Raw genomic sequence first — 24,580 nt, 5'->3', positions numbered from 1 at the left:
CGAGTATTCGGGATAGGGCTCAGTAGGCGAAGTTCTGGCCGCTCAGTTGGCCGGGCTGCACACCGCTCAGCGTGACCAGCGTGCGCGGCACCCCGGTGCCGGCAAAGCCGTCGCTGTCGATCTGCACCAGCGTGCCGGCAGCGTTCGCAACGAGGCGCAGGTGGCCGGACTGCTGCGGATCGCCGACGATGCCCAGACCGGCCAGCAGGGCGCGCAGATCGAGCACGTCCTGCGCCGGCGCGAAGTCGGTGATGAGGTCGGCCGCGTCGCGCATCGACTGATAGACGAAGGTGTCTGCGCCGGCACCACCGGTCAGCGTGTCCGCGCCAGCGCCACCGGTGATCACATCGTCGCCGGCAGTGCCGGTCAGCTGGTCACGACCGGCCGTGCCGGAAATCTTCTTCTGCAGCGACAGTCCGATCACCACCGGGTCGTGATCCGACGACCGGTAGGCGTGCGGCGCGTACAGGTCCTGCGGCTTGAACTCGGTGTTGTAGTCGATGACGAAGGGCTCGTCGGTGTTGATATGCCAGTGCGCGATGCCGGTGGTCTTTGCCGCCAGCGCAGACGTGGCCAGCGCGTGGTCGAGCGCACCGCTCTCGCCGTCGAAGGTGTAGCTGTAGGCCAGATCGATGCCGGCGGCCAGATTCACCATGCCGGCAGCGGTCAGCGCATTGACCGGGTCTTCCTTGGCATAGGCGTTCAGATCGCCTATCACCAGCACGTCGGCGGCGCCGCTGCCCGTCGTCAGCTGCTGCACGAAGGCGTTCAGCGCGGCGGCCTGCTGCACGCGCAGCGGGTTCCAGCAGCCCTGGCCGTCGCCCTGGTCGGCCTCGACACCGGCCGCGTCGCCGCAGGACTTCGACTTGAAGTGATTGACGACGACGCTGAAGCGCTCGCCGTTGGTGGCGGCGAAGGTCTGTGCCAGCGGCGGACGGTTGTGGATGGGCGCGGTGTCGCTGACCGCGCTTCCCACCGTCGATACACGCGCCGGCTTGTAGATCATCGCCTGGCGGATGGCGTCGGTGCCGCTGCCACCCGTCGGCACACCGACCGCGGCATAGACGGTTGCGCCGTAGGCCGCGTTCAGCGCCGACACCAGATCGTTCACCGCGGTCTGTCCGTTGTTCTCGATCTCGATCAGGCCCACCACGTCGGCGTCGATCGCGCGCAGCGCGGCAACGATCTTCGCCCGCTGACGCGAGAACTCGAGCGCACTGTCGGCGCCGCGGCAGTCACTGCGCGTGCCCGACGGGAAGCACGAAGCGCCGGCCTGATCCACCGTCGTGAAGTAGTTCAGCACGTTGAAGCTGGCCACCTTCACATTGCCGCCGACCGGCGCGGGCGCGGCGGTACGCGGGTTGGTGCGCTCGAACACCGGGACGACGGTCGGGTGGATCTTGTAGTCGCGCGGGCCGTCGCTGGCAGCGGTGATCAGGCCGTGGTCGATCACGCCGGTCAGCGTGTGCACCGTATCGCCGGCGCGCAGCGTGTCGTCGGCGCCGATGAAGGGGATGGGATTCGGATTCTGCGCGGTCGAACCGTCGTCGAGCACGATGCGGCGGCGCGCATTGTCGTCGCGCAGCGCGAGCGCTTCGGCAGTGCCCGCGGCATGGCGGTTGGTCGGGATTTCCAGACGCCCGTCGGCAGACAGCGTCACCTGCCCGTAGCGCCCCTGGAAGTAGTTCTGTGACACGGTGAGCGGGGACACGATGCGCACCAGCATGCCCTCGTAGCGCTCCAGCTCGCCTTCGAACGCTTCCGGCAGCACGACGTCGGTCGGCTGCACGCTCACGCCGCTGCCCAGCACCTGGACGGCGGTCGGCGACACCAGTTCGGTCACCGTATTGAACTCGGTCACGCCAGCACTGAGGCGCAGACGCTGACCGACCTGAGCGGTATTGCCCGGCGCGTAGACGAAGATGCCGTCCGAGGTGGCGACGTCGCCATCGCCCGCTTCGTCCTGCAGGTAGTAGCCGGACAGCCCCGGGAACACCGCGGTGACGACGCCCTCTGTGGTGACCGTCTGGCCGTTCAGCGGACTGGCGCTGCCGCTGCCCTGGATGGCCGGAATCGGTGTGATCGCCGCCGCCGTGGCGACGGTGATGTCGACCGTGCAGTCGGCACTCTGTGCGTCGTCGTTGGCGAAGCGCAGGCCGATGGCATAGCTGCCGGCAGAGGTACCCGCAGCGACGGTGACGGTGGCCGACGCGCTGGCGCCGTCGCCGGCGGCGGGCGTCAGCGCACCCAGGGTGATGCCGGCCGGCAGGCTGCCGATCAGGCTCAGCGCATTGACCGTGCTGTCGGCATCGCTGGCCGACACATTCACGCCGCCGCCCTCGCCCGCCTGCAGGCTCAGCGCCGGGCAGCGGGTGACGATGGGCTGATTCACGCCACCGCCGTTGCTGCCATCGACCACGATATTGTCGACGCCCACCCATTCGTCGTTGCCGACCGCATTGGTCGTGATGATGCGCAGCTGCAGCAGCGGCTGGTTGTCGGCCGCTGCCGGCAACGTCACTGACACCGGCGTCACCTTGCCGGCCAGCGACGGACCTTCGGTCGCATCGGCGACGAAGGCCGCCGGCACGTTGATGAAGTTGCCGCTGTTGCCGACGCGATACTGCAGCGCCACCGGCTGGACCGCGTTGTCGGTCGAACCATCGAGATCGCGCAGGTCGTAACGCACGGTGATGCCGCTGCGGCCGCTGGTGTCGAGAGACAGCAGCAGGAAGGGCGCGTCGGCCGTGCCGGAACCGGTCAGCGCGACCACCGGATCGGCCAGATGGAATTCGGTCACACCGCCGGTGGTGAAGGTGTCCGGAGTTGTCTGGTTGGCATTCACGTCCACCGGCGTGCCGTTGCCGTCAGCGACGATGGCCTGCGGATCGGCAGCCGTGGCGCCGGTCAGGCTGTCACCGCGATAACCGGTGACGCCCGGCACCGCGGACCAGTCGTCGTTGCCGACGATGAGGCCGATGTTCGACCAGTCCTGACCAAAGGGCAGCGTTTGCGGCGTGCTGTCGGCGAGTACCGGCTGACTGAGCAGACCGGCGGCGGCAAGCGCGAGAACGAGGGTGCGCGGCAGCACCGGGCGAACGATTTTCGATGACATGTGGAAATCCGGTCGAGATGGCTAGCGTAGCCCATGGACCCGCGGCGTGCGGACCCTGGACGCCGAAAGACATCAGACTAGATCGCCAGCATGACCGTCGCGTGGCTGCACGCCCCCGCATCGATGGTCCGAAGGAACTATGCCGCCCGCCGCCCGAGCATCGCCCACAGCAGGCAACCGGCGCCCAGCGTGCCGAAGCCGAACATCCATGCACGCGGGACGGTCGCACCGCCGCCGAGATCGAGCGCGGCACCGAACACCAGCGGCGCGACGAAGCCGGCGCCGAAGCCGCCCAGCGAGTACAGCGCCATCGCTGCGCCGCGCTGCGCCACCGGCGCGGCGTGCACCAGCCCTGCGGTGAGAGAGGCCGAATCGGCCATCACGGTCACGTTGTACAGCGACAGCAGGATCAGCAGCAGCCACCACGGTCCGCCGGCCGCGGCTCCGGCGACCCAGCACATGAGGCCGGAGGCGATCATCATCCAGACGATCCAGCGCTGGCGTCCGAAGCGGCTGGCCGCCTCGTTGCCCAGTATGCTGGCCGGCTGCCCGAGCAGCATGACCAGCGCCGCCGCCTCGGTCGGCGCGAGCCGGGGCGTGCTCGCCGACAGCGTCCAGCCAAAGGCGATGAAGGCGACCAGCCAGGAACGCAGGCCGAACAGTTCCCAGCAATGCACGGCATAGCCGCTGACCAGACTGCGCACGCGTGGATGCGCCAGCACCGGGCCGAAGCGCGGCAGCCAGCGCGCTTCGTGCGCGGCCGGCGGCGCGACATGGGTGACGTTCAGCCAGACGAGCGCGGCGGCGAGCAGCGGGCCGATGGCCATCAGCGCCACCGCGATGTGCCAGCCGAGATGGCGGCCGAGCACGCCGGCCAGCAGCAGCGCGGCGCTGGTGCCGATGCTGAAGCTCGACGTGTAGAAGGCGATGTGACGGGTACCGGCGTCGTGCGGCACGCGATCGGCCAGCACGCGAAGGCCGGGCATGTAACAGCCCGCCAGCCCGGCGCCGCTGAGCGCCTGGAAGAAAGCCGCGCTCCACAGCCCGTGCGCGGCGAAGGCGAAGCCGATCATGCCGAGCGCCATCAGCAGGTTGGACAGCACGAACACGAGGCGCGCGTCGACGCGGTCCGTGGCGCCTGACAGGAAGGGCACGGCCACCATGTAGCCAAAGAAGAAGGCGCCGCCGATGAAGCCCGCCTCGGCGCCGCTGAGCGACCACAGCGCCGACAGTTCGGTCAGGAAGGACGGGTAGGCGGCGAGGCTGGTCATGCCCAGCACCTCGGCCGCGCACATCAGCAGCGTCAGGCGCGCGGTGCTGCCGGTGCGCACGCTCACTCGTCGCGCGACTTCAGCCAGGCCGCCTTCTGGCGGGCGCGCCCGGCCTTCTTGTCGGTACGCGCGTGCTCGCCGCCCTTGCGCATCAGCGCCGCCGTCGCCAGCGGGTTGCGCGGCTTCAAGGTGCGCCGCTTGCTGCTCAGCCGGGCAGCCGACTTCTCGTTCATCGCCGACCTCCGCGCTCGAACTTGATGATGGCGCGACCGTCTTCGGTCTGCTTCGGCTCGCCGCGCCAGGCGTGTCCGTAGATGATTTCCATGGTTGCCGGCAGACGGCCGTCGTCGAGCCTGCGCAGCAGCGCCGCGTCGAGCCGGGACCTCGCGCGCGGCGTCAGCAGCCCGCGCGGGCGCGTTGCCAGCGCACCGAAGCTGCCGGTGTCGGCGAGATCGCGATAGAGATCGGCCGGCGACGCGAAGGTGAGCGTGATGTGCTCCATGTCCATCACCGGCTCGGCAAAGCCGGCCTCGACCAGCATGTCGCCCACGTCGTGCATGTCGATGAAGCGGTGCACGCGGCCGTGCAGGCCGGCCTCGACCAGCGCTGCGCGCAATTCCTGCAGCGTGTCCGGACCCAGCATCGAGAACATGAACAGGCCGCCGACACGCAGCGTGCGCTGCACCTCGCGCAATGCGCTCGGCAGATCGGGCAGCCAGTGCAGCGCCATGTTGGACCACACCATGTCATGGCTGCGCGGAGCGATCGGCAGCCGCGCGATGTCGGCCTGCACGACTGCGGTCTGGCTGCCGCCCAGCACGCCGGGCAGCCAGCGGCGCCAGCGCGGCGTGCGGGTGGCCGCCTGTGCCAGCATCGCCGCCGAACGATCGAGACCGGTCATCAGCGCGTCGGGATAGCGCGCGCGCAAGGGCTGCAGGTCAGCGCCGCTGCCGCAGCCCAGATCGAGCAGGCGATGCGGTTTCAGCGTGACCAGATCGAGCCGCTCGGCCATCCGGCGGGCGACTTCCCGGTGCAGCACCGCGGCGCTGTCGAAACGACCGGCGGCACGCTCGAAGCCGCGTGCGACCGCACGGGCGTCGAGCGCAAAGTCTGGCGGTACGGAAGAGGTCATCGCCACCCCCTGAGGCATCAGACGACCCTCCTGTCGCTGCGCGACACCTCCCCGAGGGAGGATTGAGCGCCTTCGGGCGGCCGAGCGGCGCTCACGTCGAACGGATACCCAGTCGCTCGAACAGACGGCGATCGTTCTCTGCCTGCGGATTGCCGGTGGTGAGCAGCTTGTCGCCGTAGAAGATCGAATTGGCGCCGGCGAGGAAGCACATCGCCTGCATTTCGTCGCTCATCAGTTCGCGCCCGGCCGACAGGCGGACATAGCTCTTCGGCATCGTGATGCGGGCGGCGGCGATGGTGCGCACGAACTCGAACGGATCGAGGTCCGGCGTATCGGCCAGCGGCGTGCCTTCGACCTTGACCAGATTGTTGATCGGCACCGATTCCGGCGGCGTGTCCATCGACGCCAGCGTGGCGATCAGGCCGGCGCGCGCGCGGCGCGATTCGCCCATGCCGACGATCCCGCCGCAGCACACGTTCATGCCCGCTTCGCGCACCGCTTCGAGCGTGTCGAAACGGTCTTCCTGGGTGCGCGTGCCGATCACCTCGCCGTAGTAGTCGGGCGCGGTATCGATGTTGTGGTTGTAGTAGTCGAGGCCGGCTTCCTTCAGCTTTTCGGCCTGGCCCTCGCGCAGCAAGCCCAGCGTGGCGCACGTCTGCAGGCCGAGGCCCTTCACCGCCGAAATCATCTCGGCCACCTTCTCGACATCGCGGTCCTTCGGACCACGCCAGGCCGCGCCCATGCAGAAGCGGGTGGCGCCGGCATCCTTCGCGGCACGGGCCGCTTCGAGCACTTCGTCGATCGGCATCAGCTCCTGGCTGGTGACGCCGGTGTCGTAGCGCACCGACTGCGGGCAGTAGCCGCAGTCTTCCGGACAGCCGCCGGTCTTGATCGACAGCAGCGTGGACCGCTGGATGGCATTGGCATCAAAGTTCTCGCGATGTACCGTCTGTGCGCGGAACATCAGATCGGCAAACGGCAGTTCGTACAGCGCCTCGACCTGTTCGGTGGTCCAGCGCTGGGGCGCTTGCGAACGGGAGGACGGCGGCAGATGGATGACCTGGGTGTGCATGAGTACAAGACGGGCGCACGCGAATGCGCCGGAACGGCGAAGCCGCCATTTTCTTCGAAAACAGGCCCTTCATGTTGCAGCGCGTGATCGGCGGCACGGCGCGCCGTGTCCTTGACCTGCTGCTGCCGCAGGACTGCAGGCTGTGCGGCCTGCCTGCCGGCAAGGCGCTGCTGTGTGCCGGCTGCCGCGACGAGCTGCCGCGACTGCCGGCGGCGCACTGCCCGGTGTGCGCGCTGCCGGTGCCGACGGCACAGGTGTGCGGCCGCTGTCTGAAGCATCCACCCGCCTTCGACGCGACGCTGGCCGTGTGGGCCTACGCCGAGCCGGCCGACGGGCTGATCCACGCGTTGAAGTTCCGCGCCCAGCTGCCGCTGGCCGGGCTGTTCGCCGATGCGCTGCAGTCGCTGGGCCTGCCGCCGGCCGACCTGCTGCTGGCGATGCCGCTGCATCCGCGGCGGCTGGCCGAACGCGGTTTCAACCAGTCGGTCGAGATCGGCCGCCTGCTGGCCCGACGTGCGCAGCTGCGCTTCGACGCCTTCGGCCTGGAGCGCCTGCATGACACGCCGCCGCAGCGCGACCTCGCCTGGTCGCAGCGCAGGCGCAACGTACGCGGCGCCTTCGCGCTGCGCGCCGAGGTCGCCGGGCTGCATGTCGCGGTGATCGACGACGTGCTCACCACCGGCGCCAGCCTGCACGAGGTCGCGCGCGTGCTGAAGGCGGGCGGCGCGCTGACGGTGACCAATCTGGTGCTGGCGCGCACGCCGAAGCTGCGCGGCCCGCGATTCAATGGCAACAGACCCTAGCGCGCCTCGTTCGCCTGCTGGAAGTAGTCGATGAAGGCGCGCAGGCGTTCCGGCATCTGCGCCCGGCTCGGGAAATACAGGTGTATCGCCGACATCGGCATCGCGACATCGCTCAGCACGGCACGCAGCGTGCCGCGCGCGAGATCGTCGGCGACCAGCGAATCCAGCGTCTGCACCAGGCCCAGGCCACGGCGCGCCAGATCGATCTCGGCGTCGGCGTCGTTGACGATGTAGCGACCATCGACCTCCACCTCGAGCGGCCGGCCGTCGCGCTGGAATATCCAGCGCATCGTGCGACCGCTCGACGCGTAACGGTAGCGCACGCATTCGTGGCGGCCGAGATCGTCCACCGACTGCGGCGGCGGCCGCTGCGCCAGATAGTCGGGCGCGGCCACGGTGATCATGCGGTTGGGCCCGCCGATGCGCACCGCCACCATGTCGGCCTCTATCGTGTCGGTCAGGCGCATGCCGGCGTCGAAGCGCTCGGCCACGATGTCGGCCAGCCCATCGTCCAGCGCCAGTTCCAGCTGCACATCCGGATGACGCACCGCGAATCCGGCCAGATGCGGCGCGATCAGCACCCGGTAGGCCGGGCGCGGCATATTGATGCGCAGCGTGCCGGTGACCCGTCCCTGCGACTGGGCCAGGCTGTCCAGCGCCGCGCCCAGTTCATCCAGCCCGACGCGCACGCCGTCGTAGAAGCGCTCGCCCTCTTCGGTCAGCGACACGCTGCGTGTCGTGCGGGTGAGCAGTCGCACGCCCAGCCGCTGTTCCAGCGTGCGCACGCTCTGTGACAGCGCCGATGCCGACACGCCCAGTTCGGCCGCCGCACGGGTGAAGCTCGCATGCCGTGCCACGCACTCGAAAGCGCTCAGCGCCGGCAGCATGGCGGGCTCCAGTTTGAAGTTCTGCTTCATATGGCTTGAAAGATTACCCCGTCGATCTAAAAAAACAAAGCGACTATGTTTCGCACTGTGTCGTGCGAAAGCGCGGGCACACCCCGCCCCGGTCAACGAGCGCGACGACGCCTCGCCCCGATGCGCCGCCTTTGATTCGCCCGCGGGTTTCCGCAGTACGGAGGTATCCCCATGAACATCATTGCCCCCAGCGCCGGCCTGAGCCGACGCAGCTTCCTGAAGCTGGGCGCGGCCGCCGGTGGCGGCCTGCTGATCGAACTGAACCTGCCGGGCGCACGCGCGCTGGCTGCAGAGGGCGCACGCTTCGAACCGAATGCCTTCATCCGCATCGGCCGCGACGGCGTGGTCACGCTGGTGATGCACAAGGTTGAAATGGGTCAGGGCACCTACACCGCCATCCCGCAGCTGATCGCCGAAGAACTCGACGTGCCGCTGGACGCGGTAAAGCTGGAACACGCGCCGCCGGACCCGAAGTACGCCGACCCCATCATCGGCGCCCAGATCACCGGCGGCTCGACCTCGATACGCGGCGCCTGGAAACCGATGCGCGAAGCGGGCGCGACCGCGCGCACGCTGCTGGTCCAGGCGGCGGCGAAGAAGTGGAATACCGACGCCGCCAGGCTCACCACCCGCGACGGCACGGTGATCGACGCAGCCGGCGGACGCCGCGCCGGCTACGGCGAACTGGTGGATATCGCCGCCACGCTGCCGGTGCCCACGGCCGTAACGCTGAAGGACCCGAAGGACTTCCGCCTGGTCGGCAAGCCGGTGCGCCGCATCGACGCCGCCGGCAAGGTGAACGGCAGCGCACGCTTCGGCATCGACGTCGTACTGCCCGGCATGAAGGTGGCCACCGTCGCCGCCTCGCCGGTGTTCGGCGGCACGCTGGCCGGTGTCGACGACGCGGCCGCGCAGAAGGTGAAAGGCGTGCGCCAGGTGGTGAAGCTGGACAACGCGGTGGCCGTCGTCGCCGACCACATGTGGGCCGCCAAGCAGGGCCTCGCCGCCTGTGCGCCGCGCTGGAAGGACGGCGCACACGCCAAGCTCGACACCGCGCAGATCTTCGCTCACCTCGAAAAGTCGTCCGAAGGTCCGGGCGCCATCGCCCACAGGGCCGGCGACGCGGCGACCGCGATGAAGACCGGCGCCCGCCGCGTCGACGCCATTTACCGCCAGCCCATGCTGGCGCACGCGACGATGGAGCCGATCAACTGCACGGTCGACCTGAAGGCCGATGGCCTGGACGTCTGGGTCGGCACCCAGGTGCCGGGCATCGCGCAGGCGGTGGCCGCACAGACCGCCGGCCTGAAGCCGGAGCAGGTACGCATCCACAACCATCTGCTGGGCGGCGGTTTCGGTCGCCGGCTCGAAGTCGATTTCATCGCGCAGGCAGTGGCCATCGGCAAGCAGGTGCGCAGCCCGGTCAAGGTCGTGTGGACGCGCGAGGAAGACATCCAGCACGACATGTACCGCCCGCCCTATCTCGACCGCATCAGCGCGGCGATCGATGCGAAGGGCATGCCGGTGGCGTGGACGCACCGCGTCGCCGGCTCGTCCATCATGGCCCGCTTCTTCCCGCCGGCCTTCAAGGACGGCGTCGATCCGGACGCGGTCGATGGTGCGGTCGAACTGCCTTACGCGATCCCGGCCATGCAGGTCGAGTACCAGCAGGTGGAGCCGCCGGCGGTGCCGACCGCCTTCTGGCGCGGCGTCGGACCGACCCGCAACGGCTTCGTGGTCGAGGGCTTCATCGATGAGCTCGCTGCGGCCGCCGGACAGGACCCGGTGGCCTACCGCCGCGCGCTGGTCAAGGACGCCCGCACGCGCGCCGTGCTCGATCTGGCGGCGGAGAAGTCCGGCTGGGGCACGCCGCTGAAGGCCGCAGCCGGTACGCGCGCCGGCCGTGGCATTGCACTGATGCACGTGTTCGGCAGCCGTGTCGCCCAGGTCGCCGAAGTCGAGGTGAATACCGACAACGAGGTGCGCGTGCGCCGCGTCACCTGTGTCATCGACTGCGGCTTCGCGGTCAATCCGCTCACCGTCGCCGCACAGATGGAAGGCGGCATCATGTTCGGCCTCACCGCCGCGCTGTGGAACGAAATCACGCTGGCTGACGGCCGCGTTCAGCAGAGCAATTTCCACGACGTGCGCATGATGCGGATGAACGAAGCGCCGCGGATCGACGTCCACATCGTGCCCAGCGCCGAAGCGCCGGGCGGCGTCGGCGAACCCGGCACCTCGGTGGCGATTCCGGCCGTGGTGAACGCGGTGTTCGCCGCCACCGGCCAGCGCGTGCGCACGCTGCCCATCGCCGGGCAGTTGAAGACGACCTGATTTCCATTTGAACTGCGGGCACTGCCCGCGCATTCCAACCACCACCGGCGGCCCGACCGCCATCGATGAGGGCTCAACCATGGCAACGATCAACCTGAATGGCCGCGACGTCGCGGTCGACCTGCCCGACGACACCCCGCTGCTGTGGGCGCTGCGCGACGGCCTGAACATGACCGGCACCAAGTTCGGCTGCGGCATCGCCATGTGCGGCGCCTGTACGGTGCATGTCGACGGCCAGGCCACGCGCTCCTGCGTGACGCCGATCTCGGCCGTCGCCGGCAAGAAGATCACCACCATCGAATCGGTCGGCGAAGCCAAGGTCGGCGCCGCCGTGCAGGCCGCCTGGCAGAAGCTGGACGTGGTGCAGTGCGGCTACTGCCAGTCCGGTCAGATCATGTCGGCCACCGCGCTGCTCGCTTCGAACCCGAAGCCGACCGACGCCGACATCGACGCCGCGATGAGCGGCAACGTGTGCCGCTGCGCCACCTATGTCCGCATCCGCGCGGCCATCCACGAAGCCGCCAAGTCACTGGCCTGAGGAGCGCACAGATGAATTTCCGCATCGAGAATGCATTCCAGACCACCCGCCGCGGCTTCCTCAAGGGCGGCGCCGGGCTGGCACTCGCCATCGTCGCGCCGACCGTTGCACTGGCCGAGGTCGGTGGCCCCGGTCACGCCGGCAGCGCGATGGTCGACGGCGAGTTCTCGCCGAACGCCTTCCTGCGCATCGGCACCGACGGCACGGTCACCGTGGTGTCGAAGCACCTCGAAATGGGTCAGGGCGTGTACACAGGCCTGGCCACGCTGGTGGCCGAGGAGCTGGATGCCGACTGGTCGCGCGTGACGGTCGAGGGCGCACCCGCGGACGCCAAGCGTTACAGCAACCTGTTCTGGAAGGCGCAGGGCACCGGCGGCAGCACCGCCATCGCCAACTCCTACGAACAGATGCGCCGCGCCGGCGCCACCGCACGTGCCATGCTGGTTTCCGCCGCCGCACAGCAGTGGAAGGTGCCGGCGTCGCAGATCACGGTGAAGAACGGCGTCGTGTCGCACGCCGCCAGCGGCCGCAAGGCCGGCTTCGGCGAACTGGCCGAGGCAGCGGCGCAACTGCCGGTGCCGGCCAACGTGAAGCTGAAGAATCCGAAGGACTTCACGCTGATCGGTCGCAGCGCACCGCGCGTGGACAGCGTCGCCAAGACCACCGGCCGCGCCACCTTCACCCAGGACGTGAAGCTGCCGGGCATGCTGGTCGCCGTGGTCGCCCACCCGCCGCGCTTCGGCGGCCGGGTGAAGTCGGTCGACGACAAGGCGGCCCGCGCGATCAAGGGCGTGAATGACGTCGTCGTCATCCCGAACGGTGTGGCGGTGCTCGCATCCGACTACTGGACCGCGAAGAAGGGCCGCGACGCGCTGAAGGTCGAATGGGACGAGGCGCAGGCCTACCGCGGCAGCAGCGACGCCATCGTCGCCGACTACCGCGAACGCGCGAAGACGCCCGGGCTGAACGCACGCAACGACGGCAACGCCGAGGCCGCGCTGGCCAAGGCGGGCAAGGTGATCGAGGCGGAATACGTGTTCCCCTACCTGGCGCACGCGTCGATGGAGCCGCTGAACTGCGTCATGAAGCTGGAGAACGGCGAATGCGAGGTGTGGAACGGCGAACAGCTGCACACGGTCGATCAGTTCTCGCTCGCCAAGACGCTGGGCATCGAAGCCGACCGCGTGAAGCTGAACATGGTGTATGCCGGCGGCAGTTTCGGCCGTCGCGCCAACCCGCAGTCGGACTACCTGCTCGAAACCGCGCAGATCGTGAAGGCGATCAACGGCCGCGCGCCGGTCAAGCTGGTGTGGAGCCGTGAGGACGACATGCGCGGCGGCTTCTATCGCCCGATCTACCTGCACCGCGTGCGCGCCGCGCTCGACGCCAAGGGCATGCCGGTCGCCTGGCAGCAGCGCATCGTCGGCCAGTCCATCATCGCCGGCTCGCCGTTCGAACCGATGCTGGTCAAGGACGGCGTCGACATCACCTCGGTCGAGGGCGCGTCCACGCTGCCCTACGCCATTCCCAATCTGAACGTGGACCTGCACACCACCAACGCCGACGTGAAGGTGCCGGTGCAGTGGTGGCGTTCGGTCGGCTCGACCCATACCGCCTACGCGACCGAACTGTTCATCGACGAGCTGGCGCTGAGCGCCGGCAAGGACCCGGTCGCCTACCGCATGGCGCTGCTGAAGAAGCACCCGCGCCATGCCGGCGTGCTCAAGCTGGCCGCCGACAAGGCCGGCTGGAACAAGCCGCTGGCGCCCGCCGCCGATGGCGCGAAGCGCGGCCGCGGCGTTGCGGTGCATGAATCGTTCAACAGCTTCGTCGCCGAGGTGGTCGAGGTGACGGTGCAGAAGGACGGCAGCTTCAAGGTCGACCGCGTGGTCTGCGCCGTCGATTGCGGCGTGGTCGTTAACCCGGACGTGGTGAAGGCGCAGATGGAAGGCGGCATCGGCTACGCGCTGGCCGCCGCGCTGACCGGCTCGATCACGCTGAAGGACGGCGTGGTCGAACAGTCCAACTTCAACGACTACCCGGTGCTGCGCATCAACGAAATGCCCAAGGTCGAGGTGCATATCGTGAAGTCGGCCGCCGCGCCCACCGGTGTCGGCGAACCGGGCGTGCCGCCGCTGGCCCCGGCACTGGCGAGCGCGCTGCGTGCGGCGACCGGCAAGGTGATCCACACGCTGCCGATCGGCGAACAGCTCCAGGCCTGACCGGCGCATCGCCCCCGCGGGCGGCCGCGCACGCGCGCCGCCCGCGTCATGAAGGAATGACATATGGACAGCCTTGATCTCGAAGTACTGACCCGCGCCCGCGACTGGTTGCGCGACGGCCACCGCGTCATGCTGGCGACCGTGGTGCGCACCTGGGGCTCTTCGCCGCGCCCGCCCGGCGCGCTGCTGGCGCTGCGCGACGACGGCCGCGCGGTCGGTTCGGTGTCCGGCGGCTGCATCGAGGACGACCTCATCTACCGGCTGCGCCGCGACGGCCTGCCGACCGAGGCGCACTCGGTCAGCTACGGCGTCACCGCCGACGAGGCACGCCGCTTCGGGCTGCCCTGCGGTGGCACGCTGCAACTGGTGCTGGAACCGCTGGCCGACGCCGGCGCGCTGGACGATCTGCTGACCCGCCTGGGTCGCGGCGAACTGCTCACACGCCGCCTCGATCTGGCCAGCGGCCGCGCCACGCTGCACGCCGGCCACGCCGACCAGGCGCTGCATTTCGACGGCCACACGCTGATCAGCGTGTTCGGCCCACGCTACCGACTGCTGCTGATCGGTGCCGGCCAGCTGTCGAGCAGCCTCGCGCGCATCGCCAGTTCGCTCGATTTCGCGGTCACCGTGTGCGACCCGCGCGAGGAGTACAGCGAAGAGTGGGCGGTACCGGGCACGACGCTGACGCGCGACATGCCGGACGACGTGGTGATGGCGATGCAGCCGGACGCGCGCACCGCGGTGATCGCGCTGACGCACGACCCGAAGCTGGACGATCTGGCGCTGATGGAGGCGCTGAAGTCGCCCGCCTTCTACGTCGCCGCGCTCGGCTCGCGCCGCAACAACGATGTGCGCCGCGAACGGCTGAAGGAATTCGACCTCAGCGAGGCACAGATCGACCGCCTGCGCGGCCCGGCCGGTCTGTACATCGGCAGCCGCACGCCGGCCGAGATCGCGGTGTCGATCGCCGCCGAACTGGTGGCGATGAAGAACGGCGCCGCCGCCGACAGTCTGTTGAACGTGCGCGACGCCAAGGCCGCGCTCGACATCGCGGCCGACACGCTGTCGTCGTGCACGCTCGGTCCGAACTGAATCTCGCGCCCGCCCCGGCGGGCGCGACCACGAACGGCGTACGGCCGCCGGGCAGACGACACCCCCCTCCGTCGTCGGTCCGGCGCGCCGGCACGCCGTACCCCGGCCGTCCGCCGGTCAGGCAATGATCCAGGGCGTCCTGCTCGCCGCCGGCTACGGCCGGCGCTTCGATCCGAGCGGCCACCGCAGCAAGCTGCTGGCCACGCTGCCCGACGGTCGCAGCGTCGCCTGGCACGCCGCGCGCGCGCTGTGCTCCGCATTGCCCGGCAGCATCGCGGTGATCCGCCCCGGCCACGCCGTACTGGCCGAGGTGCTGCACGACGCCGGCTGCCGTGTACTGGAAAGCCGCGACGCCGAAGCGGGCATGGGCAGCGCGCTCGCGCACGCGGTGCGCGACAGCGCCGGCGCCGGTGGCTGGCTGGTGGCGCTGGCCGACATGCCCTGGCTGCCGGTCGCCACCATCCGCGCGGTCGCTGCCGCCATCGACCAGCCGGAGCGCATCGCCGCCGCGGCCTGCGACGGCCAGCGCGGACACCCGGTCGGTTTCGGCGCGGCACACGGTGCGGCGCTGGCGGCCCTGCGCGGCGACAGCGGCGCGCGCGAACTGCTGCGCACGCATCCGGTACAGCTGATCGAAGCCGGCGACGACGGCGTGCTGCACGACGTCGACCTGCCGCATCATCTGCAGCGCGCACGCTGACACAATTGTTTCACCCGCACCCGGCATGACAGATGCACAGCGCACGGTGTAGGCTGCGCACGTCGACGCGCACACGACGCGCGGCCGACTCAGACGACGAACGAGAACGCGGCGCCACGGCCACCGCGCATTCCGGAGCATGGCCATGAATGACACGGTTTCATTTGAAACCCTAGACGATGACAGCGGCGGATCGCTGACCGCCCAGATGCAGTGGTTGCACGCACGCGTGCGCCAGCACCATCCGCAGGTGCACCGCATTGCGATCGCGCTGTACGACGCACGTCACGACGTGCTGAAGACCTATGTGAACAGCAGCGACGTGACCGATCCGCTGTCGCTGTACGAGCGGCCGCTGGCACAGGTGCCGTCGCTGCTCGAGCTGGCCGGCAAGCGCGAATCTCGCGTCATCCACGATTTCACCCAGCTGCCGCTGCCGCACGGCGAACACACCGCCTGGCTGCTGGCACACGGCTATCGCAGCAGCTACACGGTGCCGCTCTACCAGTCGGGCACGCTGCTCGGCTTCCTGTTCTTCGATTCGCGCAAGCCGGGTGCCTTCGACGGCCGCCTGCCGGACGAACTGCAGATCTACGTGCAGCTGTGTCGGCTGTCGGTGCTGAACGTGTTCAGCCTGTCGCACGCGGTCGAAGGCATGGTGAAGGTGGCGCGCGGGCTGGCGCATCTGCGCGACATCGAAACCGGTCGCCATCTCGACCGCATGTCCAGCTACAGCCGGCTGATCGCGCAGCGCGTCGCCGCGCACTTCGGTGTCGGCGACGAGTTCATCGAGCACGTGTATCTGTTCTCACCGCTGCACGACATCGGCAAGGTGGGCATTCCGGACAACGTACTGCTGAAACCCGGCCGCCTGACCCCGGATGAGCGGATGAGGATGCAGGGCCACGTCGAACTGGGCGTGCAGCTGATCGACGAAGTGATGCACGAAGCAGGTCTGGCCGAAACGCCCTATCTGTCCATCCTGCGCAACATCGTCAGCCACCACCACGAGTGGCTGGATGGCAGCGGTTACCCGCGCGGCCTGCGTGGCGCGGCGATCCCGCTCGAAGCGCGCATCGTCGCGGTTGCCGACATCCTCGACGCGCTGACCTCGGAGCGACCGTACAAGAAACCGTGGAGCAACGAGGACGCGCTGGCCGAACTGCGTCGCATGGCCGACGACGGCAAGCTGGACCCGGTCTGCGTCGATGCGCTGGCGCAGTCGGCCGAGGAACTGCGCGCGATCCAGGCGCTGTTCGGGCTGGACGACTGAGGGCGGCGCGGCATCAGCGGCATCGGGCTGGCATAGAATCCGTCCATACATTCAGGGACCGGACCGGATGAAGACCTCTACGCCGCATCGCCGCTCGGTCGCACAGCGACTGTTGCGCGCCCTGGTCGCCGGCATCGTGGCGGCCGTCACCCTGCTGGTGGTGCTGATCGCCATCGCCTGGCTGCTGCCGGACGCCACGCGCAGCGCGCCGGCACAGGCCCTGCTCGATACGCCTCCCGCCATCGACGAAACCGGCAATGGCGCGCTGCTGCTCGAAGGCCTGCGCGCGCCGGCCGGCAGCGACAGTGCGGCCTTCGGTCGTGCGCGGCTCGCGCACGCGCGCGAGCACTTCGCCCGCGCCGACGCCGGCCCGTATCAGCCGCCCGAACTGCCGGCCGACGCCTTGCCGCTGCCCGACACGCAGGCGCTGTGCGATCCGGCGCACGGCGCCTGCGTCGAGCGCTGGCTGGCGCAGGCAGCGCAGATCGTCGCGCTGTCCGACGCGCACCGTGCCGCGCTCGACCGGCTGGACACCCTCATCGCGCAGCCGCGCTTCCAGGCGCAGATGCTGGCGCACCCTGACGCCCCGCTCACCGGCTACGGTCCGCTTGCCGGTCTGCTGCGCCTGAGGCTGGCCGAGGCGACGGTGGCGATGGAGAACGACGACAGCGCACGCGCACTCGACATCCTGGCCGCACAGACCGCCTTCCTGCGCCGCCTGCTGGCCGCGCCCGACGCGTCGCTGATCCAGAAGATGGTCGGCACCAGCCACCTGCGCATGCATCTGACGGTGCTCGGCGAATGGCTGCATCGCTGGCCGGACGCGGTGAAGGACGCAGCACAGCTCACCCCGCTGCTGGCCGACGCCAGCGACGCCGAACTCGATCTGCGCGGCGCCATCCGGCAGGAAGCGAGCTGGATGGCCGCCACGATGAACGCACTGCCCAGCGGCCGGGCGAACGCCGTGTTCGCCGACGGCAAATCACCGTCGCTGCTCGAACAGCTGCTGCTGCCCGCCTTCTACAAGCGCGACGCGACGCTCAACGACTGGGCGACGCACGCGGCAGCGCTCGACGCTGCGCTGGCCGGTCCGCACGACGCGCGGCTGGCGGCGCTGCAGGCGCAGAACCGCGTCTTCCTGCAGGACGCGGCGGACTACGGCGACCTGTCGCGCGTGCTGTACAACCCGGCGGGCCGGCTGCTGCTGACGCTGGCCACCACCGACTACGGCGACTACCTGCTGCGCCTGTATGACACGCAGGCGGTCGGCCGCATGGTGGCGCTGCAGGCCGCGCTGATCCGCGACGGCGTGCGCGCCGACGACATCCCCGGACGTCTCGTTGTCGGCACGCCGGCCTCGCCACAGCGCATCGGCTACGACGCGAAGGCGCACGCACTGACGTGGGCACCGCTGGGCAGCCAGGGCATCGTGCAGAAGCTGGAGGGCGGCCTCTACCTGGCCAGGCTGCCGCGCTGATCAGCGCGGCACGCCACCCGCGCGCGCCAGCGCCTGTTCCAACGTATCGCGCGCCTCCGGCGCGTCCGGCTCGCGCGCCAGCCACAGCTGCGCGTGCTGCGCCAGCGCGTCCCAGCGACCTTCGTGTTCGTACTGCACCGCCTGCAGGAAGGGCAGACGCGCATCGGTGGCGTCGGCCCAGAACGGGCGCGCGTCTGCCGTCTTCGGTTGCACGCCGCGCGCCAGCACCTCCGGCACCCAGTCGGCCGGAATGGCGAAGAACATGCTCTTGTCGCTGCTCAGCTTGTAGAAGGTGAGGATGCCAACCAGCCGTCCTTCGGCATCGAACAGGCCGCCGCCCGAGGCGCCGGCGGCGAAGGCCGCGCTGCCGCGCAGCACGCGGCTGCCGTCCATCCCGTACAGCTGCCGTACCTCACCGAGGTCGTAGGCGAAGCGGCCGCCGGTGAAGCCGAGGCTGAACACGACGTCCTTCTTGCGCACCTGACTGGCCGGAATCAGCGGCGCCGCGCGCGTGGTGATGATGTCCGACTTCAGGATGCACAGGTCGCGCCGCCAGTCGGCGGCGACCAGCGATACCTGCAGCGCCTCGCCGGTCTGCACGACGACCGCGTGCGTGGCGTCGTTCAGCACGTGGCAGCTGGTCGCCAGCAGACCGGGGCCGACCATCACCGCCGAGCCGCTGGACGTGCCGCGCTCGCTCTTCGCGTACAGCTGGAACACGGTGCGCGCCGCCACCGGCACGCGGTCGAGCAGGCCGGCCGGTGCGTCGTCGCTGGCCGCAACCGGCGTGGCACAGAAGAGCAGCAGCGCCAGCAGCGGCGCGCACAGTCTGCAGACAGGGGTCGGACAGGTCATCGAAGCTCCTCGCAATCGGCGTAGGCTGTGGTGTTCGGCACACGTCGTGCTTTGTGTCGGCAAAGCGGTGGCCGGTTCCGGCCGTGCCGCGATTTTTGACACGTCCTCATGCACACCCCGATACCAGACGCCGGCAGCGACGCCGGCTGGCAAGCCCGCATCGCGCTCGGCTACCGCGCACTCGACGGACGCACCGTGCTGGCGCGGCGCGAGCACAGCGGCCCGCTACGCGTGCAGAAGCCGCTCTATCCGGAAGGCGACGCGGTCTGCCATACGCTGCTGCTGCACCCGCCGGGCGGCATCGCCGGCGGCGACGCACTGCAGGTCGAACTCGACACCGGCCCCGGCGCGCACGCGCTGATCACCACGCCGGGCGCCACCAAGTGGTACCGCAGTGCCGGTCCGCAGGCGCGCTCGGACCTGCACCTGCGCGTCGGCGCGGGCGCCGTCGTCGAATGGCTGCCGCAGGACGCCATCGTGTTCGACGGCGCGCGAGCGCACGCACGCAACCACATCGACCTCGCGAGCGACGGCCGCTTCGTCGGCATGGATCTGTGGTGCCTGGGCCGCACCGCCAGCGGCGAACGCTTCGAGCGCGGCGAACTGGCACTGGACACCCGCATCACCCGCGACGGCCGCACGCTGTGGCTGGAACAGGCGCGGCTCGCCGCCGGCGCGCCACTGCTGCAGTCGGCCGCCGGTCTGGCCGGCGCGCCGGTATTCGGCACGCTGGTCGCCGCCGGCATCGACGCCGACGCCACACTGCTCGCCGCCTGTCGCACCGTCCCCGCACCACAGGGCCAGTCCGGCGTGACCCGGCTGCCCGGCCTGCTGCTCGCCCGCTACCGCGGCGACTGCACGCAGGCGGCGCGGGCATGGTTCGTGCATCTGTGGGCGCTGATACGGCCGGCCATGACCGGCCGAGCCGCGCAGACGCCGCGCATCTGGAACACCTGACGGGCACACGCACAGAAGAAAAATGGAACTGACACCGCGCGAGAAGGACAAGCTGCTCATCTTCACCGCCGCCCTGCTGGCCGAACGCCGGCGTGCGCGCGGGCTGAAGCTCAACTACCCGGAAGCGGTCGCCTACATCACCGCCGCCATCATGGAAGGTGCGCGCGACGGCCGCAGCGTGGCCGAACTGATGAGCCACGGCACGACGCTGCTCAGCCGTGACGACGTCATGGAAGGCGTAGCCGAGATGATTCCGGACATACAGGTGGAAGCCACTTTCCCGGATGGCACCAAGCTGGTCACCGTTCATCACCCGATACCGTGAGAGCCGCCCATGAGTGACGACGACATGGAACTGGCGCGCCGCCTCGCGCGCTTCAAGCTGGGCGTGCGGCGCAGCCTGGGCGAGTCGGTGAACCTCGACGCGCTGCGCACCGATCTCGACTACCGCACCCGTACGCTGGCCGACATCGAGGAACGAACGGATGACGAGGAACTGCTGGTCAGCCTGCTGCTGGTGCGCGAAATGCTGGAGCGCCGCAGTGACGGCGAGACGATGACGGACGGCACCAAGGCCGGGCGCGATTACCGTTTTGGTGCGCGTTCGGGCTGACCGGCGCGGGAAGGACCACGATGATTCCAGGACAGATGCAGGTCGCCGATGGCGACATCGAACTGAACGCCGGCCGCGACACCGTCACGCTGGACGTGCGCAACAGCGGCGACCGGCCGGTGCAGGTCGGCTCGCACTATCACTTCGCGGAAACGAATGACGCGCTGCTGTTCGACCGCGCCGCGGCGCGCGGTTTCCGTCTCGATATTGCGGCCGGCACCGCGGTGCGCTTCGAGCCGGGACAGATGCGCACGGTAAAGCTGGTCGCGCTGGCCGGCGAACGCAGGGTTTTCGGATTCAAGGGACGGGTACAGGGCCCGCTCGACACACAGGGAGAACAGCAATGATGCAGGCACTGATGACTTTGGCACTGGCATGGAGCAGCGTCGCGTGGGCCCACCCGGGCGAGCACCACGGCAACGTCGGCGACGCGCTGCTGCACCTGATGAGCGAGCCGGATCACGTGGCGCTGCTGATCGCGGCAGCGCTCATCGGCGGCCTCGGCGGGCTGATGATGCGCCGGCGCGCGAAGGCCGCGCGTCGCATGTTCAAGGACTGATCGACGCATGAGCACGCGCATCAGCCGGCAGGCCTATGCGGAAATGTTCGGCCCGACCACCGGCGACCGCGTGCGTCTGGCCGACACCGAACTGTGGATAGAGGTCGAACGCGACTACACGGTCTACGGCGAGGAAGTGAAGTTCGGCGGCGGCAAGGTGATCCGCGACGGCATGGGTCAGAGCCAGCGCTGCGCGGCGGAGGTGATGGACACCGTCATCACCAATGCGCTCATCGTCGACCACTGGGGCATCGTCAAGGCCGACATCGGTCTGAAGAACGGCTTCATCGCCGGCATCGGCAAGGCCGGCAACCCGGACATCCAGCCGGCGGTCACGCTGGTCATCGGCCCGGGCACCGAAATCATCGCCGGCGAGGGCATGATCGTCACCGCCGGCGGCATCGACAGCCACATCCACTTCATCTGCCCGCAGCAGATCGAAGAGGCGCTGATGTCGGGCGTCACGACCATGCTGGGCGGCGGCACCGGACCGGCCACCGGCACCTTCGCCACCACCTGCACACCCGGCCCCTGGCACATCCACTCGATGCTGGCCGCGGCCGACGCCTTTCCGATGAACCTCGGCTTTCTCGGCAAGGGCAACGCATCGCAGGCCGCGCCGCTGCGCGAACAGATCGAGGCCGGCGTGATCGGCCTGAAGCTGCACGAGGACTGGGGCACCACGCCGGCGGCAATCGACACCTGCCTGTCGGTGGCCGAAGAGATGGACGTGCAGGTGGCCATCCACACCGACACGCTGAACGAATCGGGCTTCGTCGAAACGACGATGGACGCGTTCAAGGGCCGCACCATCCACACCTTCCATACCGAAGGTGCGGGCGGCGGTCATGCACCGGACATCCTGCGTGCGGCCGGTCTGCCCAACGTGCTGCCGTCATCGACCAATCCGACCATGCCGTACACGGTGAACACCATCGACGAGCACCTCGACATGCTCATGGTGTGCCATCACCTCGACGCCGCCATCGCCGAGGACGTGGCCTTCGCCGAAAGCCGCATCCGGCGCGAGACGATCGCGGCGGAAGACATCCTGCACGACGTCGGCGCCTTTTCGATGATGTCGTCCGACTCGCAGGCCATGGGCCGCGTCGGCGAAGTCATCATCCGCACCTGGCAGGCGGCGCACAAGATGAAGATCCAGCGCGGCACGCTGAGCGACCCGGAGGGCCGCTCGCCGGCCGCCGACAATTTCCGCGTACGCCGCTACATCGCGAAGTACACGATCAACCCGGCGATCACGCACGGCATCGGCCACATCGTCGGCTCGGTCGAGCCGGGCAAGCTGGCCGATCTGGTGCTGTGGCGCCCGGCTTTCTTCGGCGTCAAACCCAGCCTGATACTCAAAGGCGGCATGATCGCCGCCGCTGCAATGGGCGACCCCAACGCGTCGATCCCGACGCCGCAACCGGTGCACTACCGGCCGATGTTCGGCAGCTACGCCGGCGGCCTGAAGACCTCGCTCACCTTCGTGTCGCAGGCGGCGCTGAACAACCCGGCCGTACGCGACCTGGGCCTCGCCAAACGGCTGGAACCGGTGCGCAACACGCGCGCCATTTCGAAATCCGACATGGTGCTGAACGGCTGGCAGCCGCAGATCGACGTCGACCCGGAAACCTACGAAGTGCGCGCCGACGGTGAGCGGCTGGTGTGCGAACCGGCCGACGTTCTGCCGATGGCGCAGCGCTATTTCCTGTTCTGAACCTGCGGGCCCCGCCCGCACACGACATGCTGCTGATCGAAACCTTCGCGCCGGCCGACGCCGTGCCGGCCGAAACGCTGACGCTGACCTTCGAACTGCGCGCCAAGTGCAGGCTGCGCACGCGCCTGGATTCCGGCGAGGAGGTCGGGCTCTTCCTGCCGCGCGGCACGATACTGCGCGGCGGCGATCTGCTGGCCGGCAAGGACGGACGCGTCGTTGCGGTGCGCCCGACGCCAGAGCGGGTGATCGAGGCACGCAGCGCAGACGCGCTGCTGATCGCGCGCGCCGCCTACCACCTTGGCAACCGCCATGTCGCGGTCGAGGTGCAGCCCGGCCTGCTGCGGCTGGCGGCCGACCACGTGCTGGCGCAGATGCTGGTCGGCCTGGGTCTCGACGTGCGCGAGACGCAGGCGCCGTTCGAGCCGGAGGCCGGTGCCTACGGCGGTCACCCGGCCCACCACACGCACGCGCACGCCGAAGAGACCGGCGCCAAGCTGCACCTGTTCGCGGGTGGCGCATGAATCCGCTCGCGCTGGTGCGCCTGCTGCAGCTGGCCAGCCCGACGCTGCCGGTCGGCGCCTTCAGCTATTCGCAGGGGCTGGAATGGCAGGTCGATTGCGGCGCCATCCGGACCGAAGCGGACGCCGGCGACTGGATCGCCGCTGTGTTCGACGCCAGCATCGCCTCGTTCGAACTGCCCTTGCTGGCCGAGCAGATGCGCGCCTGGGCGGCTGGCGACATCGCGGCGGTGATCGATCTGAACGACGACTACCTGGGCAGCCGCGAAGCGGCCGAGCTGCGCGCCGAGACGGTGCAGATGGGCTATTCCTGCCTCCAGCTGCTGAAGGCGCTGCCGGAATGCAGCGCGGTCGCGGCACGGCTTGCGGACATCGGCGACGTCGCCTTCCCGACTGCGTGGTCGGGCGCCGCGGTGGCGCTCGGCGTGCCGATCGAGCCGGCGTTGACCGCCTGGGCCTGGGCCTGGGCGGAGAACCAGGTGATGGCGGCGATCAAGGCGGTCCCGCTCGGGCAGACGGCAGGGCAGCGGCTGCTGATGTCGCTCGGGGCGATGATCCCGTCGCGCGTGGCGACCGCGCTGGCCCTGCCGCGCGAGGACTGGAGCAATTTCGCACCCGGCCTCGCCATCGCCAGTTGCCTGCACGAAACCCAGTACTCGCGCCTGTTCCGCTCGTGAATCCGAGACCGGCCATGATCTTCGAGGATGCCCCGCCTGCCCGGCGCGCCCGACCACTCTGAAAGGAAGACGATGACGACCTCCACTCCCCGCCCGCCGCTGCGTGTTGGCATCGGCGGCCCCGTGGGCTCCGGCAAGACCGCCCTCACGCTGGCGCTGTGCCGCGCGCTGCGCGACCGCTACAACATCGCCGCGGTCACCAACGACATCTACACCGAGGAGGACGCGCAGTTCCTGGTGCGCAACGAGGCGCTGCCGCCGGAACGCATCATCGGCGTGGAGACAGGCGGCTGCCCGCACACGGCGATACGCGAGGACGCGTCGATCAACCTCGAAGCGGTGGCGCGTCTGAGCGCGCGCTTTTCCGGGCTGGAAGTGATCCTGATCGAATCCGGCGGCGACAACCTGGCCGCCACCTTCTCGCCCGAACTGTCCGACCTCACGCTGTACGTGATCGACGTCGCCGCCGGCGACAAGATTCCGCGCAAGGGCGGCCCCGGCATTTGCAAGTCGGACCTGCTCATCATCAACAAGATCGATCTGGCACCGATGGTCGGCGCCTCGCTCGACGTAATGGAACGCGACGCGAAGAAGATGCGCGGCGAGCGACCCTTCCTGTTCTCGAACATGAAGACCGGTCACAACCTCGACGCCATCATCGCCTTCATCGAGCGCGAAGGCATGCTGGGCGCCGGCTGACGCAGATCGTGCTGCGCCGCCACACTTGACGCTACA

Annotated in this window: 24 protein-coding genes; 17 read left to right on the top strand and 7 right to left on the bottom strand. The window is 69.4% G+C overall.

Features of this window, described 5'->3' with window-relative positions; all coding sequences use genetic code 11:
- Positions 1-19: 19 nt before the first annotated feature.
- The 5 genes from WDZ97_RS19290 to bioB all read right to left on the bottom strand — a co-directional run bounded on the left by WDZ97_RS19290 (position 20) and on the right by bioB (position 6,590).
- The gene (locus WDZ97_RS19290) at positions 20-3,115 is read right to left on the bottom strand and encodes an ExeM/NucH family extracellular endonuclease (protein WP_425763827.1); all 3,096 of its coding nucleotides are present in this window, start codon (positions 3,113-3,115) and stop codon (positions 20-22) included.
- 137 nt (positions 3,116-3,252) lie between these two features.
- The gene (locus tag WDZ97_RS19285) at positions 3,253-4,452 is read right to left on the bottom strand and encodes an MFS transporter (RefSeq protein WP_425763826.1); all 1,200 of its coding nucleotides are present in this window, start codon (positions 4,450-4,452) and stop codon (positions 3,253-3,255) included.
- Positions 4,449-4,619 (bottom strand): hypothetical protein, encoded by a 171-nt coding sequence (locus tag WDZ97_RS19280; RefSeq protein WP_304004409.1) that lies wholly within the window; start codon positions 4,617-4,619, stop codon positions 4,449-4,451. The genes WDZ97_RS19285 and WDZ97_RS19280 overlap by 4 nt, the downstream gene beginning before the upstream one ends.
- On the bottom strand, positions 4,616-5,518 hold the full coding sequence (locus tag WDZ97_RS19275) for a methyltransferase domain-containing protein (RefSeq protein ID WP_425763825.1): 903 nt from the start codon (positions 5,516-5,518) through the stop codon (positions 4,616-4,618). The genes WDZ97_RS19280 and WDZ97_RS19275 overlap by 4 nt, the downstream gene beginning before the upstream one ends.
- A gap of 91 nt (positions 5,519-5,609) precedes the next feature.
- A complete protein-coding gene (gene bioB / locus WDZ97_RS19270; protein ID WP_304004413.1) occupies positions 5,610-6,590 on the bottom strand; it encodes a biotin synthase BioB in 981 nt (326 codons plus the stop codon).
- A gap of 71 nt (positions 6,591-6,661) precedes the next feature.
- On the opposite strand from bioB, the gene WDZ97_RS19265 reads away from it, so the two are divergent.
- Positions 6,662-7,393 carry a ComF family protein gene (locus WDZ97_RS19265; RefSeq protein WP_425763824.1) on the top strand — a complete coding sequence of 244 codons (732 nt, stop codon included), beginning with the start codon at positions 6,662-6,664 and terminating at the stop codon, positions 7,391-7,393.
- On the opposite strand, the gene WDZ97_RS19260 is transcribed toward WDZ97_RS19265, so the two are convergent.
- Entirely contained in the window at positions 7,390-8,310 is a 921-nt protein-coding gene (locus tag WDZ97_RS19260) for a LysR family transcriptional regulator (protein WP_425763823.1), read from the bottom strand. The genes WDZ97_RS19265 and WDZ97_RS19260 overlap by 4 nt on opposite strands.
- A 171-nt stretch (positions 8,311-8,481) precedes the next feature.
- Here WDZ97_RS19260 and WDZ97_RS19255 point away from each other — a divergent pair, with 171 nt between their 5' ends.
- The 7 genes from WDZ97_RS19255 (at position 8,482) to WDZ97_RS19225 (ending at position 17,946) form a co-directional block, all read left to right on the top strand.
- Positions 8,482-10,644 carry a molybdopterin cofactor-binding domain-containing protein gene (locus WDZ97_RS19255; RefSeq protein WP_425763822.1) on the top strand — a complete coding sequence of 721 codons (2,163 nt, stop codon included), beginning with the start codon at positions 8,482-8,484 and terminating at the stop codon, positions 10,642-10,644.
- A 79-nt stretch (positions 10,645-10,723) separates the two neighbouring features.
- On the top strand, positions 10,724-11,182 hold the full coding sequence (locus WDZ97_RS19250) for a (2Fe-2S)-binding protein (RefSeq protein ID WP_304009924.1): 459 nt from the start codon (positions 10,724-10,726) through the stop codon (positions 11,180-11,182).
- An 11-nt stretch (positions 11,183-11,193) separates the two neighbouring features.
- Positions 11,194-13,404, top strand: a complete 2,211-nt coding sequence (locus WDZ97_RS19245; RefSeq protein ID WP_425763821.1) for a molybdopterin cofactor-binding domain-containing protein — start codon at positions 11,194-11,196, stop codon at positions 13,402-13,404.
- 63 nt (positions 13,405-13,467) lie between these two features.
- On the top strand, positions 13,468-14,496 hold the full coding sequence (locus WDZ97_RS19240; RefSeq protein WP_425763820.1) for an XdhC family protein: 1,029 nt from the start codon (positions 13,468-13,470) through the stop codon (positions 14,494-14,496).
- A gap of 124 nt (positions 14,497-14,620) precedes the next feature.
- On the top strand, positions 14,621-15,196 hold the full coding sequence (locus WDZ97_RS19235; RefSeq protein WP_425763819.1) for a nucleotidyltransferase family protein: 576 nt from the start codon (positions 14,621-14,623) through the stop codon (positions 15,194-15,196).
- 145 nt (positions 15,197-15,341) lie between these two features.
- Entirely contained in the window at positions 15,342-16,469 is a 1,128-nt protein-coding gene (locus WDZ97_RS19230; RefSeq protein ID WP_425763818.1) for an HD domain-containing phosphohydrolase, read from the top strand.
- Between the two features lie 67 nt (positions 16,470-16,536).
- Positions 16,537-17,946, top strand: a complete 1,410-nt coding sequence (locus WDZ97_RS19225) for a hypothetical protein (RefSeq protein ID WP_425763817.1) — start codon at positions 16,537-16,539, stop codon at positions 17,944-17,946.
- Here the strand turns inward: WDZ97_RS19225 and WDZ97_RS19220 are convergent, their stop codons facing one another.
- Complete coding sequence (locus WDZ97_RS19220) at positions 17,947-18,801, bottom strand: S1 family peptidase (protein WP_425763816.1); 855 nt, start codon at positions 18,799-18,801, stop codon at positions 17,947-17,949.
- A gap of 108 nt (positions 18,802-18,909) precedes the next feature.
- Between WDZ97_RS19220 and WDZ97_RS19215 the strand changes: the two genes are divergently transcribed.
- The 9 genes from WDZ97_RS19215 (at position 18,910) to ureG (ending at position 24,544) form a co-directional block, all read left to right on the top strand.
- Positions 18,910-19,758 (top strand): urease accessory protein UreD, encoded by an 849-nt coding sequence (locus tag WDZ97_RS19215; protein WP_304004434.1) that lies wholly within the window; start codon positions 18,910-18,912, stop codon positions 19,756-19,758.
- Between the two features lie 22 nt (positions 19,759-19,780).
- A complete protein-coding gene (locus tag WDZ97_RS19210) occupies positions 19,781-20,083 on the top strand; it encodes an urease subunit gamma (protein WP_019916378.1) in 303 nt (100 codons plus the stop codon).
- 9 nt (positions 20,084-20,092) lie between these two features.
- Entirely contained in the window at positions 20,093-20,371 is a 279-nt protein-coding gene (locus WDZ97_RS19205) for a hypothetical protein (protein ID WP_425763815.1), read from the top strand.
- A gap of 20 nt (positions 20,372-20,391) precedes the next feature.
- Positions 20,392-20,718, top strand: a complete 327-nt coding sequence (locus WDZ97_RS19200; protein ID WP_304004439.1) for an urease subunit beta — start codon at positions 20,392-20,394, stop codon at positions 20,716-20,718.
- Positions 20,715-20,930 (top strand): hypothetical protein, encoded by a 216-nt coding sequence (locus tag WDZ97_RS19195; RefSeq protein WP_304009907.1) that lies wholly within the window; start codon positions 20,715-20,717, stop codon positions 20,928-20,930. Before WDZ97_RS19200 ends, WDZ97_RS19195 begins: the two co-directional genes overlap by 4 nt.
- A 7-nt stretch (positions 20,931-20,937) precedes the next feature.
- Positions 20,938-22,650, top strand: a complete 1,713-nt coding sequence (gene ureC, locus WDZ97_RS19190; protein ID WP_425763814.1) for an urease subunit alpha — start codon at positions 20,938-20,940, stop codon at positions 22,648-22,650.
- Positions 22,651-22,676: 26 nt separating this feature from the next.
- Positions 22,677-23,171, top strand: a complete 495-nt coding sequence (gene ureE / locus WDZ97_RS19185; RefSeq protein ID WP_425763813.1) for an urease accessory protein UreE — start codon at positions 22,677-22,679, stop codon at positions 23,169-23,171.
- Positions 23,168-23,845, top strand: a complete 678-nt coding sequence (locus WDZ97_RS19180; RefSeq protein ID WP_425763812.1) for an urease accessory protein UreF — start codon at positions 23,168-23,170, stop codon at positions 23,843-23,845. Before ureE ends, WDZ97_RS19180 begins: the two co-directional genes overlap by 4 nt.
- Positions 23,846-23,917: 72 nt before the next feature.
- Positions 23,918-24,544 (top strand): urease accessory protein UreG, encoded by a 627-nt coding sequence (ureG, locus tag WDZ97_RS19175; protein ID WP_425763811.1) that lies wholly within the window; start codon positions 23,918-23,920, stop codon positions 24,542-24,544.
- Positions 24,545-24,580: the final 36 nt, after the last annotated feature.

Source organism: Methyloversatilis sp. MC4-4 (assembly GCF_049843555.1).
Classification (GTDB): domain Bacteria; phylum Pseudomonadota; class Gammaproteobacteria; order Burkholderiales; family Rhodocyclaceae; genus Methyloversatilis; species Methyloversatilis discipulorum_B.
Note: the sequence above shows the minus strand (reverse complement) of the source record. Positions and strands in the feature narration are given on the sequence as shown.